General features: G+C 39.7%; 15 protein-coding genes and 1 pseudogene. 13 read left to right on the top strand and 3 right to left on the bottom strand.

Annotated features, from left to right (window positions below; translation table 11 throughout):
- The 7 genes and pseudogenes from ACWIX0_RS04870 to ACWIX0_RS04840 form a co-directional block, all read left to right on the top strand.
- A pseudogene (locus ACWIX0_RS04870) lies at positions 1-413 on the top strand (Eco57I restriction-modification methylase domain-containing protein); the annotation flags it as partial.
- 46 nt (positions 414-459) lie between these two features.
- Positions 460-681 carry a type II toxin-antitoxin system HicB family antitoxin gene (locus ACWIX0_RS04865; RefSeq protein ID WP_454172436.1) on the top strand — a complete coding sequence of 74 codons (222 nt, stop codon included), beginning with the start codon at positions 460-462 and terminating at the stop codon, positions 679-681.
- Complete coding sequence (locus ACWIX0_RS04860; protein ID WP_454172434.1) at positions 671-868, top strand: type II toxin-antitoxin system HicA family toxin; 198 nt, start codon at positions 671-673, stop codon at positions 866-868. The genes ACWIX0_RS04865 and ACWIX0_RS04860 overlap by 11 nt, the downstream gene beginning before the upstream one ends.
- Positions 869-1,067: 199 nt before the next feature.
- The gene (locus ACWIX0_RS04855; protein ID WP_454172432.1) at positions 1,068-1,325 is read left to right on the top strand and encodes a hypothetical protein; all 258 of its coding nucleotides are present in this window, start codon (positions 1,068-1,070) and stop codon (positions 1,323-1,325) included.
- Complete coding sequence (locus tag ACWIX0_RS04850; RefSeq protein ID WP_454172430.1) at positions 1,322-1,513, top strand: hypothetical protein; 192 nt, start codon at positions 1,322-1,324, stop codon at positions 1,511-1,513. The genes ACWIX0_RS04855 and ACWIX0_RS04850 overlap by 4 nt, the downstream gene beginning before the upstream one ends.
- Positions 1,514-1,586: 73 nt before the next feature.
- On the top strand, positions 1,587-1,742 hold the full coding sequence (locus ACWIX0_RS04845; RefSeq protein WP_454172429.1) for a hypothetical protein: 156 nt from the start codon (positions 1,587-1,589) through the stop codon (positions 1,740-1,742).
- 196 nt (positions 1,743-1,938) lie between these two features.
- A complete protein-coding gene (locus ACWIX0_RS04840) occupies positions 1,939-3,159 on the top strand; it encodes a hypothetical protein (RefSeq protein WP_454172427.1) in 1,221 nt (406 codons plus the stop codon).
- Positions 3,160-3,403: 244 nt separating this feature from the next.
- Here ACWIX0_RS04840 and ACWIX0_RS04835 read toward each other — a convergent pair whose 3' ends face one another.
- The gene (locus tag ACWIX0_RS04835) at positions 3,404-4,027 is read right to left on the bottom strand and encodes a hypothetical protein (protein WP_454172426.1); all 624 of its coding nucleotides are present in this window, start codon (positions 4,025-4,027) and stop codon (positions 3,404-3,406) included.
- A gap of 216 nt (positions 4,028-4,243) precedes the next feature.
- On the opposite strand from ACWIX0_RS04835, the gene ACWIX0_RS04830 reads away from it, so the two are divergent.
- From ACWIX0_RS04830 to ACWIX0_RS04810, 5 genes are all read left to right on the top strand, one after another.
- The gene (locus ACWIX0_RS04830; RefSeq protein WP_454172424.1) at positions 4,244-4,381 is read left to right on the top strand and encodes a hypothetical protein; all 138 of its coding nucleotides are present in this window, start codon (positions 4,244-4,246) and stop codon (positions 4,379-4,381) included.
- A gap of 101 nt (positions 4,382-4,482) precedes the next feature.
- Positions 4,483-5,688, top strand: coding sequence for a sugar transporter (locus ACWIX0_RS04825; protein ID WP_454172422.1), 1,206 nt, complete (start codon positions 4,483-4,485; stop codon positions 5,686-5,688).
- Between the two features lie 384 nt (positions 5,689-6,072).
- Positions 6,073-8,439 carry a TonB-dependent receptor domain-containing protein gene (locus ACWIX0_RS04820; protein ID WP_454172421.1) on the top strand — a complete coding sequence of 789 codons (2,367 nt, stop codon included), beginning with the start codon at positions 6,073-6,075 and terminating at the stop codon, positions 8,437-8,439.
- 247 nt (positions 8,440-8,686) lie between these two features.
- Positions 8,687-10,066, top strand: coding sequence for an SLC13 family permease (locus ACWIX0_RS04815; RefSeq protein WP_454172419.1), 1,380 nt, complete (start codon positions 8,687-8,689; stop codon positions 10,064-10,066).
- Positions 10,067-10,088: 22 nt separating this feature from the next.
- Positions 10,089-11,102, top strand: coding sequence for a DMT family transporter (locus tag ACWIX0_RS04810; RefSeq protein ID WP_454172417.1), 1,014 nt, complete (start codon positions 10,089-10,091; stop codon positions 11,100-11,102).
- A gap of 111 nt (positions 11,103-11,213) precedes the next feature.
- On the opposite strand, the gene gpmI is transcribed toward ACWIX0_RS04810, so the two are convergent.
- A complete protein-coding gene (gpmI, locus tag ACWIX0_RS04805; protein ID WP_454172415.1) occupies positions 11,214-13,025 on the bottom strand; it encodes a 2,3-bisphosphoglycerate-independent phosphoglycerate mutase in 1,812 nt (603 codons plus the stop codon).
- Positions 13,026-13,277: 252 nt separating this feature from the next.
- Between gpmI and thiD the strand changes: the two genes are divergently transcribed.
- Positions 13,278-14,081, top strand: coding sequence for a bifunctional hydroxymethylpyrimidine kinase/phosphomethylpyrimidine kinase (gene thiD / locus ACWIX0_RS04800; protein ID WP_454172440.1), 804 nt, complete (start codon positions 13,278-13,280; stop codon positions 14,079-14,081).
- A gap of 107 nt (positions 14,082-14,188) precedes the next feature.
- Here thiD and ACWIX0_RS04795 read toward each other — a convergent pair whose 3' ends face one another.
- On the bottom strand, positions 14,189-14,800 hold the full coding sequence (locus tag ACWIX0_RS04795) for a HyaD/HybD family hydrogenase maturation endopeptidase (RefSeq protein ID WP_454172414.1): 612 nt from the start codon (positions 14,798-14,800) through the stop codon (positions 14,189-14,191).
- Positions 14,801-14,901 lie beyond the last annotated feature (101 nt).

Genomic DNA, 14,901 nt, shown 5'->3' with positions numbered 1-14,901 from the left:
TAAAATATTTAACAGGTTTATTAAATTCTAAATTAAATTTTTGGTATTTTAAACAAATTGGTGCAACTTTGGGAGCAAATGATTATGAAATGAGTAAAATATTTGTAGAAAAAATCCCTATCCCAAAAATAACGGCAAAAAACCAAAAAATCGCCGATGAGATTGAAAATCTCGTGGATAAAATTTTGGAGGCAAAAAATCTTTGTCATACTGAGCTTTCACAAGAAAGCGAAGTATCTCAATCAACAAAAGAGATTTTTTGCTCCGCTCAAAATGACAACAAAGATATTTCGGTTTCTGCGAAACCTCAATATGACACAAAAATCAAAGATTTACAATCCAAAATCGACTCGCTAGTCTATAAACTTTATGGATTGGATTCCCACGAGATTGGCATAATCAAAAACTCATAAATATTTATGCTAAAATTGCACGAAATTTTTACACAAAAGGACAGCTATGCTAATAAACGCAGTGATACAAAAGGACGAAAACGGCTACTTTGCGTTCGTGCCTGAGCTAAAAGGGTGCGTAAGCGAGGGGGCGAGTTTTGAGGAAGCACGGGCAAATATCAAAGAAGCTATCGAGCTATATTTGGAGAGTTTGGAATCAAGAGAAATCCAAAGCATTGTCGCAAAGGAATCGATGATAACGCCTATCGAGGTAGCACTTGGGCGATAAGCTACCCAAACTCACCGCCAAAGAAGCGGAGGCGTTGCTATTACAAAATGGCTTTGTGATAGATAGGCAAAAGGGAAGTCATAGAATCTACAAAAAAGACTCCAAACGAATGGTTTTGCCACACCACAGCGGAAAAACACTGCACCCAAAGATTATCAAAGAATTATTTGAGATTTTGGGAGATTAAATATATGACTTTGCATTTTGCTTTTAAAATTTAAACCCGCAAACCACATCTGAAACCATTGCTAAAAGCATTTAACCACGCTACAATCCCAAATTGATGATTTAGTCTATACACTCTACGCCCTAGATTCCAATGAAATTAAGATAATCGAATAAATATTTATGCTATAATTGCCAAATTTTATATTAAAGGTATGTTTATGAGCGAACTAAAATGGTTTTTATTTGGCTTTATTACTGCTGGAATAGGCTTTTTGATTTATAAATCCTATAAAAAAGATTCTAATAAGAATGCTTATACAAATGGCTTTGTCGAGGGATTTTTGAGCGGATTTGGAGCGATAAAGTCCCCAAATGCACCCAAAGAATACGGCGAGATAGCGCGAAGTATCCAACAAAAACAAGCAAAATCTTATAACAAAATCAATGCAACATATAACAAAGACTTATCTCAATGAATAAGAATCCTACGAAGCGCAACCATTCGCAAAATAACACAAAGCCACAAAATCAACTCAATATCCAAAACAATATTTTTATGGGAAATGAAATTGATGCGATAGGGAAATTGCCTGAACCTTTGGCAGACAGAGCTATGAATCTACTAGAAAAAGCTACCGAACACAAAATGCAAATGGATAAATAAATCGTTGAGTTAGAAAAAACAGAGCAAAAAGATAGAGGTAGCAATATGCGCTGGTTTTGTGTTTTGCAAGGGTTTGTATCTTTGGGAGCATTTATTTTTTATCGTGGGGAGTTTGCTACTATTTGCCTATCTTGCCTTGCAAGATAAATCACTTGCTTGGGTATCGATTATCCCTGCGATTATCGCCTCTCTTGTCAAACTTGGCAATATTAAAAATCATAGAAACTAAACATATCTATAAATTAAAATTTAGATTCACAAAATCACAAAAAAAAAACGATAAAGTCGCAAATCTAGTGGATAAGATTTTGAAATCCAAAAATAAAATACACAGACACAAAGTGGTTAGCAAAGGAAATAGATAAGTTGGTATATAAGTTATACAACTTAGATTTAATTGAAACTTTAATCATATAAGGATAAAAATGAGTAATAAGCAAGAAAAAAAGATTAACATTTTTTACAATACACAGGATGAGTCCATAGTCATTCAATATAATAGCAATGGAATACCTAACCTACATTCGATAACCCCACAAGGAATTATGGACTATCAAAAAGAGAATAATGATAAATCGTTAAATGATTTTATTGTCAAACAAAAAGTTGATAAACCTAATCTAAAAAATGTTTATATATTTAAGAAAAAGGTTGTTATTGTGGGTGAAAATACAAATTATAAAAGCAGTTTTAGTAGAGATTTTAAGATAGACATATTTTTTAATATAACCAACGAATTTTTTACTATATTTGAGAATAGCGTAACTTTTAAATATTGTAACTTATCCAAAGATATTAGCTTGTCTCACTGCATTTTTAACAATAACATAAACATATTTAATTGTAGTTTTCAGCAACAAATAGACTTTAGTGGCTCCGTTTTTCAAAAAGACTTTGTTTGTGTGAGTGTTAATTTTTGCAACAGGACGAGTTTTCATAATGCTACATTTAAGTATATTCCAATATTTGCTTCTTCTTGCTTTGTCAATCCACAGATGATTGATTTTATAGGACTTACAGTAAAAAATGTTGTAGAATTTATGGATATAAATAAAGAGAATAAAAGCATTGTAAAAGAAACAAGAGATTCGTATAGAGCAATTAAAAATGTTTTGATTTTGCAAAACAATCTTTTAGATGCTTCAAATTATCACAGAATTGAACTATATTTTAAAGAAATTGAACTAAATTCTCAAAAACCAAAAATATTTAGCAAAGATTGGATAGATTTATGGCAATTAAAGTTTTATCGTGTCATTTCAGAACATCACACAGATTTACTTAAAATTACTTCTTGGCTTGTTGTTTTAATAGGTATGTTTGCCACGACATTATTTTTTACAAAGGACTTTGACAATAATATAATGTGGTATGCTATATCTTGGGCTATATTTGGTATTTCTTTAAGCCTCCTCGTGCTTGACAAAATAAAGCGTTTAGGATTTTTTGCTTTAATAAACCTATTACCTTGTGCATGGCTTGTAGCACATAATCCAAACTTGATTTTTGGTGTGGCAAGTCTATTTGCAGACAAGCAGGAAAATATACTTTTAAATTTTGTATTTTTAATCTATACGATTTTATTTATTTTATTGACTTTTTCTTTACAAAAAACTGCACGCCGAAACTCTATAATACCCATCTAAAAAATGATTTAATAAAATAATAACAGGCGCGTGGGTCAATAACAAAAACCTAGATGTAAAGCGTATGTGTAGGACTTACAATCCCAAATCGACTCGCTAGTCTATGCCCTCTACGAGCTAGATTCTAATGAAATGCAAATCGTAGAATCTAAAACACATTAAAAACTAAGAATATTTTAAGTTTTTTTATGCAATAATCCGTTTGTGTTCGAGGGGAGCCGTTTTCCCCTACCTTCTTAAAACTTCATTTTAATAACTCATCTATCAAATCATTCAAAAATACCTGTATCTTAGCAGTTTCAAGGTTTATTACAATTTTTGGATTATTAAATCTTGCACTCAATCGTGGCTTGTTGTAGTTATTTAGCTTATAGAGATTTTCAAAATGAAATGCACGATTGCGTAAGTTGCGCAGTAAATGCAAAAGCAAATTTGCCTTTTGATAATATCTTACTTTTGAGCCATTCTTAAAATCATTGACATTTCTTACATAATACCGCTTAAAATCCAAATTATCCAAAAATGCTTTCTCAAAAAGTTTGCTCTCAATCTTGTAACGCTCCGCAACTCTCACCCAAAATCCCAAACTTTGAATCGATATGATTTTATCGCGCGCGAGATTTGGCTCTTTGGGCGTTTCTAGCTCTATGTCGTTAGGAAGATTATCAAGCCACGCCAAATCTATCCCGCTCATCACAGAATCGATTTTGTTTCGCAGTAGCACTTCTGCTATGCCTAGATTTTCAGCGATTGAGCCTATTAGTGCAAAATTTTCAAAATGCTGATTGATATTGTCATAGCTTGAAATGCGCCTATGTGAAAATAGTTCGCAAATCTTATCTTTGCTAAAATTACTAAAATCTTGCATTGCTATCCTTTGTGTTTGATGAAGCAAAAAGTATAATGAAAATTTGAAATTTTTAGCTACAAATTTTTCAAAGTTAGATAAAACGGGTTGGCAATGGATATAAAGAAAATGTAAAAATCCCTATCCCAAAAATCACAAAAAAAACCAAAAAATCGCCGATGAGATTGAAAATCTCGTGGATAAAATTTTGGAATCAAAAAAATCTTTGTCATACTATTGAGCCTATTTTTTGTCATACTTAGGCTAAAAGCCGAAGTATCTCTAAAATCTAAAAACAACAAGAGAGATATTTCGCTTGCGCTCAATATGACAATTAAGAGAGATATTTTAGTTTCTTACAAAGCCTCAATATGACAAAGAAAATCAAAGATTTACAATCCCTACCAAAATCAATAAAATCCAACAAAAACATTCAATATAATTGCGATTATGCAAAATCAAAAAAGGTTTCCCAAATGACACCGATGCAAAAAAAACGCGCATATATTAGCATTACTTCGTGGCTTCCTGTGCTTAGTCTTGCGTGCGCAGCATTTGTGTTTAACACAAGCGAGTTTATCCCCATAGGGCTTTTAAGCGCAATAGCGAGTGATTTTGGTATGAGCGAGGCTGGGGCTGGGTGGATTATCACTATTTATGCGTGGGTAGTAGCCCTAGCTTCATTGCCACTTATGCTTAGTTTTTCGCGCACAGAGCTTCGCAGGCTTATGCTATGTGTGATGATCGTTTTTGTGCTTAGCCACGCGCTATCAGCGATTTCTGTGAGCTTTACTATGCTTATGATTTCTCGCATAGGGGTTGCGCTATCTCACGCGCTTTTTTGGTCTATAGCCTCGCCTATGGCGATAAAAGTCGCCCCTAGAGGCAAGCACGGTATGGCGTTAGGATTTATCGTAGCGGGCAGCTCTCTAGCCCTCACAGCAGGGCTTCCTATCGGGCGAGTGATTGGGCTTTATGTTGCGTGGCGTAGCACATTTGCGTGTATAGGAGTGGTGGCGTTTTTGATTTTGGTGCTTTTTTGGCGTGTGTTTCCTGCTATGCCATCTAGTCAAAATATCTCTTTTAAGACTCTCCCTACGCTTTTTGCAAACACAGCATTTCGCAAAATCTGTATCCTAACGCTTATCTTTATCACGGGAGAATTTTGCGCATATAGCTATATCGAGCCATTTTTAGCAAAAGAAATCAAAGATAGCGCGGTTACTTACGCGCTTATCGTATTTGGAGGGAGTGGGATTTTGGCTAGCATAGCATTTTCAAAGTATTATGACAAGCATCATTTAGCCTTTGTAAATCTATGTCTTTTTGGCGTGGTGGGGAGTTTGCTATCGCTATATTTTATCGCGCATTCGTTGTGGCTAGTGATATTGCTATGTGGATTTTGGGGGTTTGCCATCGCGTGTTTTAATATCGTCTTTCAATCCCAAACCATAGCCTCCGTCCCAGAGGCGAGTGCTGTGGCAATGTCGATTTTTTCGGGCATTTATAATATAGGCATTGGCAGTGGTGCGTTTATCGGTGGGGTGGTGTGCGAGAGAGTGGGTGTGGAGTTTGTAGGGTTTGTAGGTGGGGGAGTGGCGTTTGTGGCGTGTATGTATTATGTGCAAAAGATGCCATTTGCAAGGGCATTTAGATATTTTCGACTTAAAAAAATGCGCTAGATTTTGCGCCTTGCTTCTTTTGCCGACTTTTAAAACATTACATTTTGCATCATTGCCCAAGATTTTTCACATTTATTTCACAAGTCATTTAAGATACATTTACCAATAGCTTTTTATGGATATATTAAATCTATTTATGCAAAAATATATAAATACTACATAATCACGCCACACAAAACCCAAAATCCAAAAATTTACTTGCAGTTTTTAAGCATTTTCAAAATCCCAAATAAGCGAATCTCTCTCATTATTACGCATATTTTGATAAGTTTTAAGAATCACGCGCAATTTTATTTTTATTGATTATAATGCGCCCCGTCTTGTTTAGAAAATCATTTAGAAAATCTAGCAAGACAACAAAAATATTTCTAAAAAGGAGCATTTATGAATCTTTCACATACTACGATTTACGCGCTAGATGCTAAAGCAAAATCTACTTTGGTAAAAAACTCTAGCAAATTTATGGCAACTTGTGCTTTGGGGCTTAGCCTAGCTAGCTCGCTCACTTTCGCGGATAACGAGAGAGAGAGAGAGAGAGAGAGTAACTCCGCAAACTCACAAAGCTATGTAGATTCTAATGATTCTACCCACACCCAAACCCCATCTACAAGGGAGGGGGAACAAGAATCTATACACAGCAAATATGACAACTTAGAAGCAAAAGAGCTTCAAAAAGTATCTGTAACTGTGCAATCTGCTTCAGGTGGTGAGAAAAATATACTAACTGCGCCAGCAAGCGTAACAGTCATCACCAAAGAGGAGCTAGAGCAAAAGCCCTACCGCGATTTGGGCGAAGCGTTAAAAGAAGTGCCCGGGGTTAGCTTGGAGGGCACGAGCAACAAACTCGGCGCAAATGCCATTAGCATTCGTGGTATGCCAGCAGGCTACACGCTTTATTTGCTCGATGGCTTGCGACAAAATCCAAGCGGTGATGTCGCCACAGCCAATCTAGGCGTAGGCGTGTATAATACCTTTATGCCTCCCACAAGTGCCATAGAGCGCATAGAGGTAATCCGCGGTCCTATGAGCACGCTCTATGGCTCTGATGCGCTAGGTGGCGTGATAAATGTCATCACAAAGCCCATAAGCGATAAATGGGGCGGCTCAATACAAAACACCGCGATAATCCCAGAATCTGCAACCTTTGGCGACACTTATCAGCATTCTCTCTACCTCTCAGGTCCCATAAACAAAGCAAAATCTCTAGGGCTAACACTTCGTGCTAGGCATATCAAACGACAAGCGAGCGAAAAACCCACCGATGACAAAGGCAATGTCGTAAATAGTTTCTTTGGCACGCAATATGTGATGTTTAATGTCGGCGGGCGTCTCATTTACAAACCAAGCGAACAAAACACCTATTTTGCGGATATTGACTACTCCAAATCCACCTATGATAACCGTGATGGGCAAATCGGCACACTAGGTGCAAACCTAAATGCACAACAAAATGCCTACACAGGTGGCTATGAAAAATGGGTGGGGGTCAATAAACTCTCCACTGCCCTCGCACACAGAGGGGACTACTCCTATGGCTCGTGGAAAAACACGATTCAGTTTTCTCACGCTGAAAACACAGGGCGACTTGTCGTAGGTCCTAACACCAACCCAAATGCCACCAAAAATCGCGGAATCGCTAGCAATGATGTGATTGTGGATTCTAGGCTATTAGCCCCGCTATTTGAAAACACCATCGTAGGCTCAAATTTCCTCAATGTCGGCGCGGAATACCGACTTGAAAAATACCACGATTTAGCCGCCACACCTGCAAGTCATAACCGCAACACTTTGGCAATCTTTGCTGAAGATGAGTGGAATATATGGGGCGGGATTACCCTCACACTTGGCGCAAGGTATAACTACAACGATAAATTCGGGCATAATGTAAGCCCACGCGCCTACCTCGTCTATGAGATTCTCAAAGGCTGGGCGATAAAAGGCGGTGTCGCCACAGGGTATAAAGCCCCTTATGCAAACCAAACCATTGACGCAGTCTATGGCTATGGCAGGCAGGGCGCATTGCCCTTTATCGGCAATCCTAACTTAAAGGCAGAGAGCTCCATAAGCTATGAAATAGGCACGGTGCTAGATATGAAGTATGTGGATTTCTCACTCACATTCTTTCGCTCAAACTTCCGCGACAAAATCGAATCTCAAAGCGTAACAAACACAAACAATGTAGCGTGTAGCACGAGCGGAGCGACTACTTGTAGTATGGCATATAACGCCAATAGCGCGTATAGCCAAGGCATAGAGGCGAGCTTTGGGCTTAAGCCTCTATATGGATTTAGCCTTGATATGAGCTATACTTTTATAGATTCTGAAATTACCTCAGGGAGCAATCAAGGCAATCCGCTAAGCACCACCGCGCGAAACAATCTCTTTGGCAAAATCGCCTATCAATACTCACGCTTTAATGTGTTTTTGCAAGCGCACTTTAGAGAAGGTATCGTAAATACCACTACGCTAGGCAATAGCGCGCAAGCTATCGCGCTAAAAAACCTACTCGGTGGAATCTACTACAAGCCCTCCACCGTGCTAAATCTAGGAGCGGGGGTAAAAATCACGGATAATGTGAGGGTAAATGCAGGGATTTATAACCTGCTAGATACCAACCTCGCGGACTTTAGGAGCTACACTTATATGGGTGGGACGGGAGGCAATACTTCCACTAATGCAAATGTAAGCTACTATGGTCCTGTAATCCAAGAGGGCAGGAGATATTTTGTAACTTTGGCAGTTGATTTTTAAAGCCTAGATTTTTGATGATGAGATTTTTGATAACTAGATTTTGATATAGCGATTTAAGTGTGGCAATATGCTTTGATAGCGTGTCTAAGTGTTTCTAAGTGTTTCTAAGTGTTTCTAAAGGTAATTTTTTGCAAATATCATACAGATATTTTTTGTTTGTTTTTAGATTTTGGCTTTTTTAGATTAAAATCTAAACTTCATAGCTAATAATTTTTAGCAATTAGATTACCTAATCGTAAGGAAAAATATGGAAACACTACTAGCTATTATCGGTTTTGTGGCACTTATCGCAATGGTTTTATTGCTAATCTTTGACAAATCAACGCCCGCGATGACTTTTATCATCATTTCAAGCATTGTGGGTTTTGGGCTTGTAGGGTTAGAAGCGTTAAATATTGGTGCAGACATTGGCAAGACGCTTGGGCTAAAAAGTGGAATCTTTGGGCTAAAAGAGTTAGGAGATTTTGTCAAAAGTGGCATTAGTAGCGTTTCTGCGACAGCGGCGTTATTTATATTTTCGATTTTATTTTTTACCCTGCTTAGTTCAGCGGGCGTTTTTAATCGTATCATAAACGCGCTTTTGCGCTCTATCCCTGCAAACCCTTATGGTGTTTGCGTGCTAACTGTCATCATAGCAATCATCGCGCATTTAGATGGTTCTGGGGCTTCGAGCTTTCTTATCGCTATCCCCGCGCTTTTGCCCATCTATGTCAAAATGCAAATGCGCACGACAACTTTAATGCTGATTTTAACGGCGAGTATGGGCGTTATGAATCTTTTGCCCTGGGGTGGTCCCACACTGCGCGTAGCAAGTATCATTAGCCACGATGCCACAAAACTATGGCTAGAGCTTATGCCTATGCAAATAGTGGGGCTTATCTTGGCATTATGCTTAGCCATTTATATGGGTTTTGTAGAATCCAAAAGAATCGCGCTAGGGCTAAACCCTGCAAGTGAAAATGATTTTATCGATAGCGCGTTTGAGGATAGCAAAAAAGCGCATTTAACGCGTGATAATAGATTTTGGGCAAATGTGGCGTTGCTTGTTTTTGTGCTAGCCTTGCTTGTGTTTTCTGGACTGCCGGGGTATTTTCCTTTTATGATAGGCGTAAGTCTTGGCTTTATCCTAAACTACCCAAATCTAAAACACCAACAAACCATACTCAAAGAAGCCTCTAGTGCTGCGATGATGATGGCAACCGTCCTGCTTGCTGCAGGCGTGCTTATCGGCGTGTTTGATAAATCTGGGATTATGAAACTTATGGCACAGCTAATCTTAGAGATAATGCCACAATTTATGGGAGGGCATTTGGTGCTTTTGGTGGGGTTAAGTGCTGTGCCTATGGCGTTGATTTTTTGCACGGATTCTTACTTTTATGGATTGTTGCCCATAGTCATCGCTGTGGGAGAGGCATTTGGCATTAGCTCTAGTGCGCTTGGTATCGCTATGGTGGTGGCAAGAAATTGCGCGACATTTATAAGCCCTGTCGTGCCTGCGACACTGCTAGGGTGTGGCTTATCAGGGGTAAGCATAAAAGAGCATATCAAAACCTCATTTTTTTGGGTGTGGGGCATTAGTGCTATTTGCCTTGTAAGCGGTGCTATGCTAGGAATTATTAGCCTTTAGATTTTGGAAATGAGAATCTACTATGAAAACGGACAAAAAATCCACAACAAAATCTACCATAAAATCTGCGACAAAATCCGACACAAAATCCACAACAACGCTTTTTTGGGGCATTGTGCTAATGCTCCTCTCTACGATTTTCCTAGCCCTTATGAACGCGCTTTTAAAATACCTCACTATGCTTGGCTACTCATCGATGGAAAATGTCTTTTTCCGCGCGTTTTTTATGGTGCTTACGCTTTATAGCATAATCCTCTTTTTCCCCGCGCTCTCACGCATTTCCCCGCGCATAAAAAAGCCCAAACTGCAAGCAAAGCAAAAAGGCGGATTTTCCTCACTGCTTATGCGCGGGCTTTTTGGCGGAGTGGCGGTAAGCATTGCGTATTACAATTTCGCAACTATCCCGCTAGGCATCGCTACGGCATTTTTGCAATCCACGCCCATTTTTGTGGTGTTTCTCTCATTTTTCACGCGTAGTAAGCCTAGTGTATTTGCGCTAGTGGCGACTATCGTGGGCTTTATCGGCGTGCTTTTGGTGGCAAACCCTGAAGCGAGCGAGATTCCGCTTTTTAATGCGCTGATTGGCATCATCGGTGCGATTTTTGCCGCGATTGCGTTTCTTACCATTCCAACGCTAAAGCGATTTTACACAAGCGAAGCAGTCGTGCTGTGGTATGGCATAATGATGTGTATCGTGGGAATCATAGGAATGTGTGTTAGCATTGATAAAATGGGGGGCTTTATATTTCCCTCGCTTTTTGCGTGGATTCTCTTTATTTTGACAGGTGTGGTGGGGACAATCGGGCAATGGCTAATGACAAAATCCTATATGTTTGCCTCGCCAAATGTAGTCGCCCCTATCACCTATATGCGCATTGTGTGGAGCGTGTTTTTGGGCGTGTTGCTAGGCGATAGTTTCCCAAACCTCCTGCCTAGCATAGGAATCGCTCTAATCCTACTCTCTGGCGCACTTATAGGGCTAAATGCAATCAAAAAAGATTCTACAAAAGATTCTGTAAGCGATTCTACAAAGTAAGCAAAACTTGTAAAATCTACCAAAAATCTAAACCCCCCTGCCATAGTAAAATCTAAGCAAAATCTACCCTAGAATCTAAGTAACCAAAATCTACCCAAAATCTAGCAGTAGCTATATCAGCGGTGTATCCATTTCTTGTGGGATTTCTAAGCCCATTATTTTTAGCACAGTTGGAGCGATATTATTTAGCCCGCCTTCACTCACGCTTTTTACCCCCTCCGCTAGCACGAAACAATACACATCTCCCACCGTGTGGTTTGTCTTTATCTCGCCTTTGTCATTTTGCATTTCTTCGCAATTCCCGTGGTCGCTTGTAAGCACTACGGCATAGCCACAAGATTTTGCCACTTCATAGATTTTGCCTAGCTCTTTATCCACGGCTTGCACGGCTTGCACGGCCGCTTCATACTTGCCTGTATGCCCCACCATATCGCCATTTGCAAAATTTACCACCACAAAATCATTGCCCTCTTTTATCGCTTCACACACCGCATCTCCCACTTCTGCCGCACTCATCTCTGGTGCTAAATCATAAGTCGCCACTTTTGGCGATGGGATAAGCACGCGAGATTCTCCCTTAAAAGGCTCTTCTATGCCACCATTAAAAAAGAAAGTTACATGGGCGTATTTTTCGGTCTCTGCGATATGGGATTGGGTTTTGCCCTCCCTGCTTAGCACTTCGGCTAGGGTGTTTTGGGGCGTGATTTTGGGAAACAAAATAGGATATGGGAAGCTCTCATCATATTGTGTCATTGTGAGGGTTTGCTCCGCATTTTGAGGGCTTTTTAGCCCCTGCCCAAACCACTTAGGGCGATGAAATTCACAAAACGATTCATCGCTTAATGCTTGGATTATCTCCCTTGCTCTATCGGAGCGAAAATTTATCATCACTAGCCCATCTTTAGGCTCAAATCCACAAAATCCATTAAACGCCATTGGTTTGATAAACTCATCTGTAATGCCCTGTGCGTAGGATTGGCTAATATATTGGTGTGGAGTTAGGTTTGTGGTAGAATCTAGCTTGCCACGCTCGCTATCACTCGCTCGCAATGACGGATTGGTGTTAGAATTTAGACTAGATTCTGATGAGGATTCTACCCTCCCCCTAACCCCCTCCGCAAGGGAGGGGGGATTATTGTTTTTTCTAAAATCTTTGCCACCATTTTCTACGATTTTAGTCTGTGAGGTATTGCTTGTGGAGTTTTTAGCAGTTTGAGGCGAGGTTAGCGCACTTTGCGTGCGTGCCTCGTGGCAAACTGCTAAATCTGCGCAATGATTACCCGCAGATAAATCGCATTCGCCAAAAGCGATGATTTGATATGCTTCTTGTATCCTCTCCCACCGCTTATCCCTATCCATAGCATAGTATCGCCCGCTTATACTAGCGATTTTGATACTCTCTACCTCATCGCATAGATTTTGCACCTGCTCTAAATACCCTAGCGCGGAAGTTGGCAACACATCTCGTCCATCAGTGATTAGATGAAGCCATACGCGTTTGCCAAATCCTGCATAGATTTTTGCCACTGCCAATAAATGCTCCAAATGGCTATGCACCCCGCCATCGCTCATAAGCCCTAGCAAATGCACTTGCTTAGATTTTGTGGCGTGATTTTGCAGTAGCGGATTTTGCGCTAAAGAGCCATCTTGCAAAGATTTTTGTATCCTCACTAGATCTTGATAGAGTATGCGCCCAGAACCAATACTTGTATGCCCTACTTCAGAGTTTCCCATCTGCCCCTGTGGTAGCCCCACAGAATCGCCATAAGTGTGAATGAGGCTATAAGGCACATTTGCAAAAAGCCAATCATAAGTGGGTTTTTTAGCATTTGCAAAGGCATTGTAAGGCGAGGGGGGTTTATGTCCTATGCCATCAGTGATGATAAGCACGCATTTTTGTGGTTTTGTGAGGTTATTTTTCATAGCTATCCTTTAAAATTGCGGTAATCAATCGTTGCAAAATCATAAAATCAATTATGTTATTTAAGCACAAAAGGGCTAATTTTTTTTAACGCTTTAAATACATTTGCATAATTTAGAATCTAAGAATGCCTTTTGGTGTATAATCCGCTTTTTAAGCACCAAATTGCAATGATATAAGGTGCAAAAATGATAAAAATAAGGAACAATATGGAATCAAAATCAAACACAAAATCTAGCAAAAATATGGATTTAATCCCTCCAAAAAGCACGACTTTGCCCCCTGTGCTTAGCATTGCGGGGAGTGATTGTAGTGGCGGGGCTGGCTTGCAAGCGGATTTAAAAACCTTTAGCGCGCACAAACTCTATGGAATGAGTATCGTGCTAAGTGTGGTAGCAGAAAACACACAGCGCGTAATCTCTAGCTATGATTTACCTACAAAATCCATAGATGAGCAGTTTGAAGCGGTATTTAGCGATATAGTGCCACGCGCTAGCAAAATCGGTATGCTAGGCAGTGAAGAAATCTTAGAATGCGTAAAGCAAAATCTAGTGAAATACAAGCCTAAAAATATCGTGCTAGACCCTGTGATGTTTGCCAAAAATGGCTACCCGCTTATGCCAAAATCTGTGAGAAAAAAGCTAGAGGAGATTTTGCCTCTATGTGATGTGCTAACCCCAAATATCCCTGAAGCTAGCGAGCTAGTGGGATTTGAGATAAACGATATGGATTCTATGAAAAAGGGGGCGAAAATCCTGCACGAAAAGGGCGCAAAATCCGTGCTAATCAAAGGCGGGCATAGCATAAATCCTAGCGCTTCAAATGATATTTTTTATGATGGGCGTGAAATCATAATCCTAGAATCTAAACGCGTAGCCACCAAAAACACGCACGGCACAGGCTGCACGCTAAGTAGCGCAATCGCTTGCAATTTAGCTGTGGGAAAAGATACAGCTCAATCCGTGCGAGAAGCAAAAGAATATGTCTTTGGCGCGATACTCCATAGCCTAAATCTAGGCAGGGGAAATGGACCTACAAATCATTTTTTTAGATTTTAGTGGCAAACATTGGATTTTAGAGCGGATTTTAGCGTGGGATTAGATTTTAAAAGCAGACTTAAGGTGGCATTAGATTTTAAGGAAAAAGAGGCTTTATGCCACAAGATTTAATCAAAGCCTTTGTATGAGTTATCAGCGATGTCTTGCAAAGATAGAGGAGAATCTATCTTTGTAGCGACAAAGCCTAAAGATTCTAGCTGTTTTATCGCTTCTGCTTCCATAGTATGCACTTTTGATAATAGCTCGCTTGAAAGCGCGAAAGTCGTATCCTCGCCAATGATTTCAGGGATAATCCCTACGATATGGATTTTGGGCAAATCACCCATAATCTGCGTTAGTCGTAGGGTTTGTAGCATCTCGACTTCGTGCGCACTCCCCGCCCAAGAAACTTGCTTTGGCAAGGCGTCAAAAGGGAAGCTATACACATCGCCTATATCGCCACCGCTGACATCTACGGTATCTAGTATCAGCACAAAATCATATTCTACGATAAGCGGGATAAGGGCTTGGGCTAGCGTGCCACCATCGATAAACTCTAAGCTATGTTTTGGATTCTCGCTAGAATCTAGCTCGTTATATTTTGGTGTGATAGATTTTGATGGAGGGGTAAATGATGGAGGGGTAAAAGTGTAATTTAGCTTTAGGTAGTTCATCAAATGCACGCCTATGCCCTCATCGCCAAACAAAATATTGCCAATGCCAAGCACAAGGACTCTCATAAAACCCACCAACCTGCATAAATCAAACAAAGCCACGCAAAATAAACAAACTACAACATAAGCCCACAAACAAAAAAACGCAAGAATCAAACACGATTCTT

It is taken from the genome of Helicobacter sp. T3_23-1059, from assembly GCF_053654515.1.
This window is presented reverse-complemented; position numbering and strand designations above follow the sequence as displayed.

Bases quoted from the DNA above. Each gene is read 5' to 3' on its own strand.
- ACWIX0_RS04865 (WP_454172436.1), top strand. From the start codon at position 460: ATGCTAATAAACGCAGTGATACAAAAGGACGAAAACGGCTACTTTGCG.
- ACWIX0_RS04855 (WP_454172432.1), top strand. From the start codon at position 1,068: ATGAGCGAACTAAAATGGTTTTTATTTGGCTTTATTACTGCTGGAATA.
- ACWIX0_RS04850 (WP_454172430.1), top strand. From the start codon at position 1,322: ATGAATAAGAATCCTACGAAGCGCAACCATTCGCAAAATAACACAAAG.
- ACWIX0_RS04840 (WP_454172427.1), top strand. From the start codon at position 1,939: ATGAGTAATAAGCAAGAAAAAAAGATTAACATTTTTTACAATACACAG.
- ACWIX0_RS04835 (WP_454172426.1), bottom strand. From the start codon at position 4,027: ATGCAAGATTTTAGTAATTTTAGCAAAGATAAGATTTGCGAACTATTT.
- ACWIX0_RS04825 (WP_454172422.1), top strand. From the start codon at position 4,483: ATGACACCGATGCAAAAAAAACGCGCATATATTAGCATTACTTCGTGG.
- ACWIX0_RS04820 (WP_454172421.1), top strand. From the start codon at position 6,073: ATGAATCTTTCACATACTACGATTTACGCGCTAGATGCTAAAGCAAAA.
- ACWIX0_RS04815 (WP_454172419.1), top strand. From the start codon at position 8,687: ATGGAAACACTACTAGCTATTATCGGTTTTGTGGCACTTATCGCAATG.
- ACWIX0_RS04810 (WP_454172417.1), top strand. From the start codon at position 10,089: ATGAAAACGGACAAAAAATCCACAACAAAATCTACCATAAAATCTGCG.
- gpmI (WP_454172415.1), bottom strand. From the start codon at position 13,025: ATGAAAAATAACCTCACAAAACCACAAAAATGCGTGCTTATCATCACT.
- ACWIX0_RS04795 (WP_454172414.1), bottom strand. From the start codon at position 14,800: ATGAGAGTCCTTGTGCTTGGCATTGGCAATATTTTGTTTGGCGATGAG.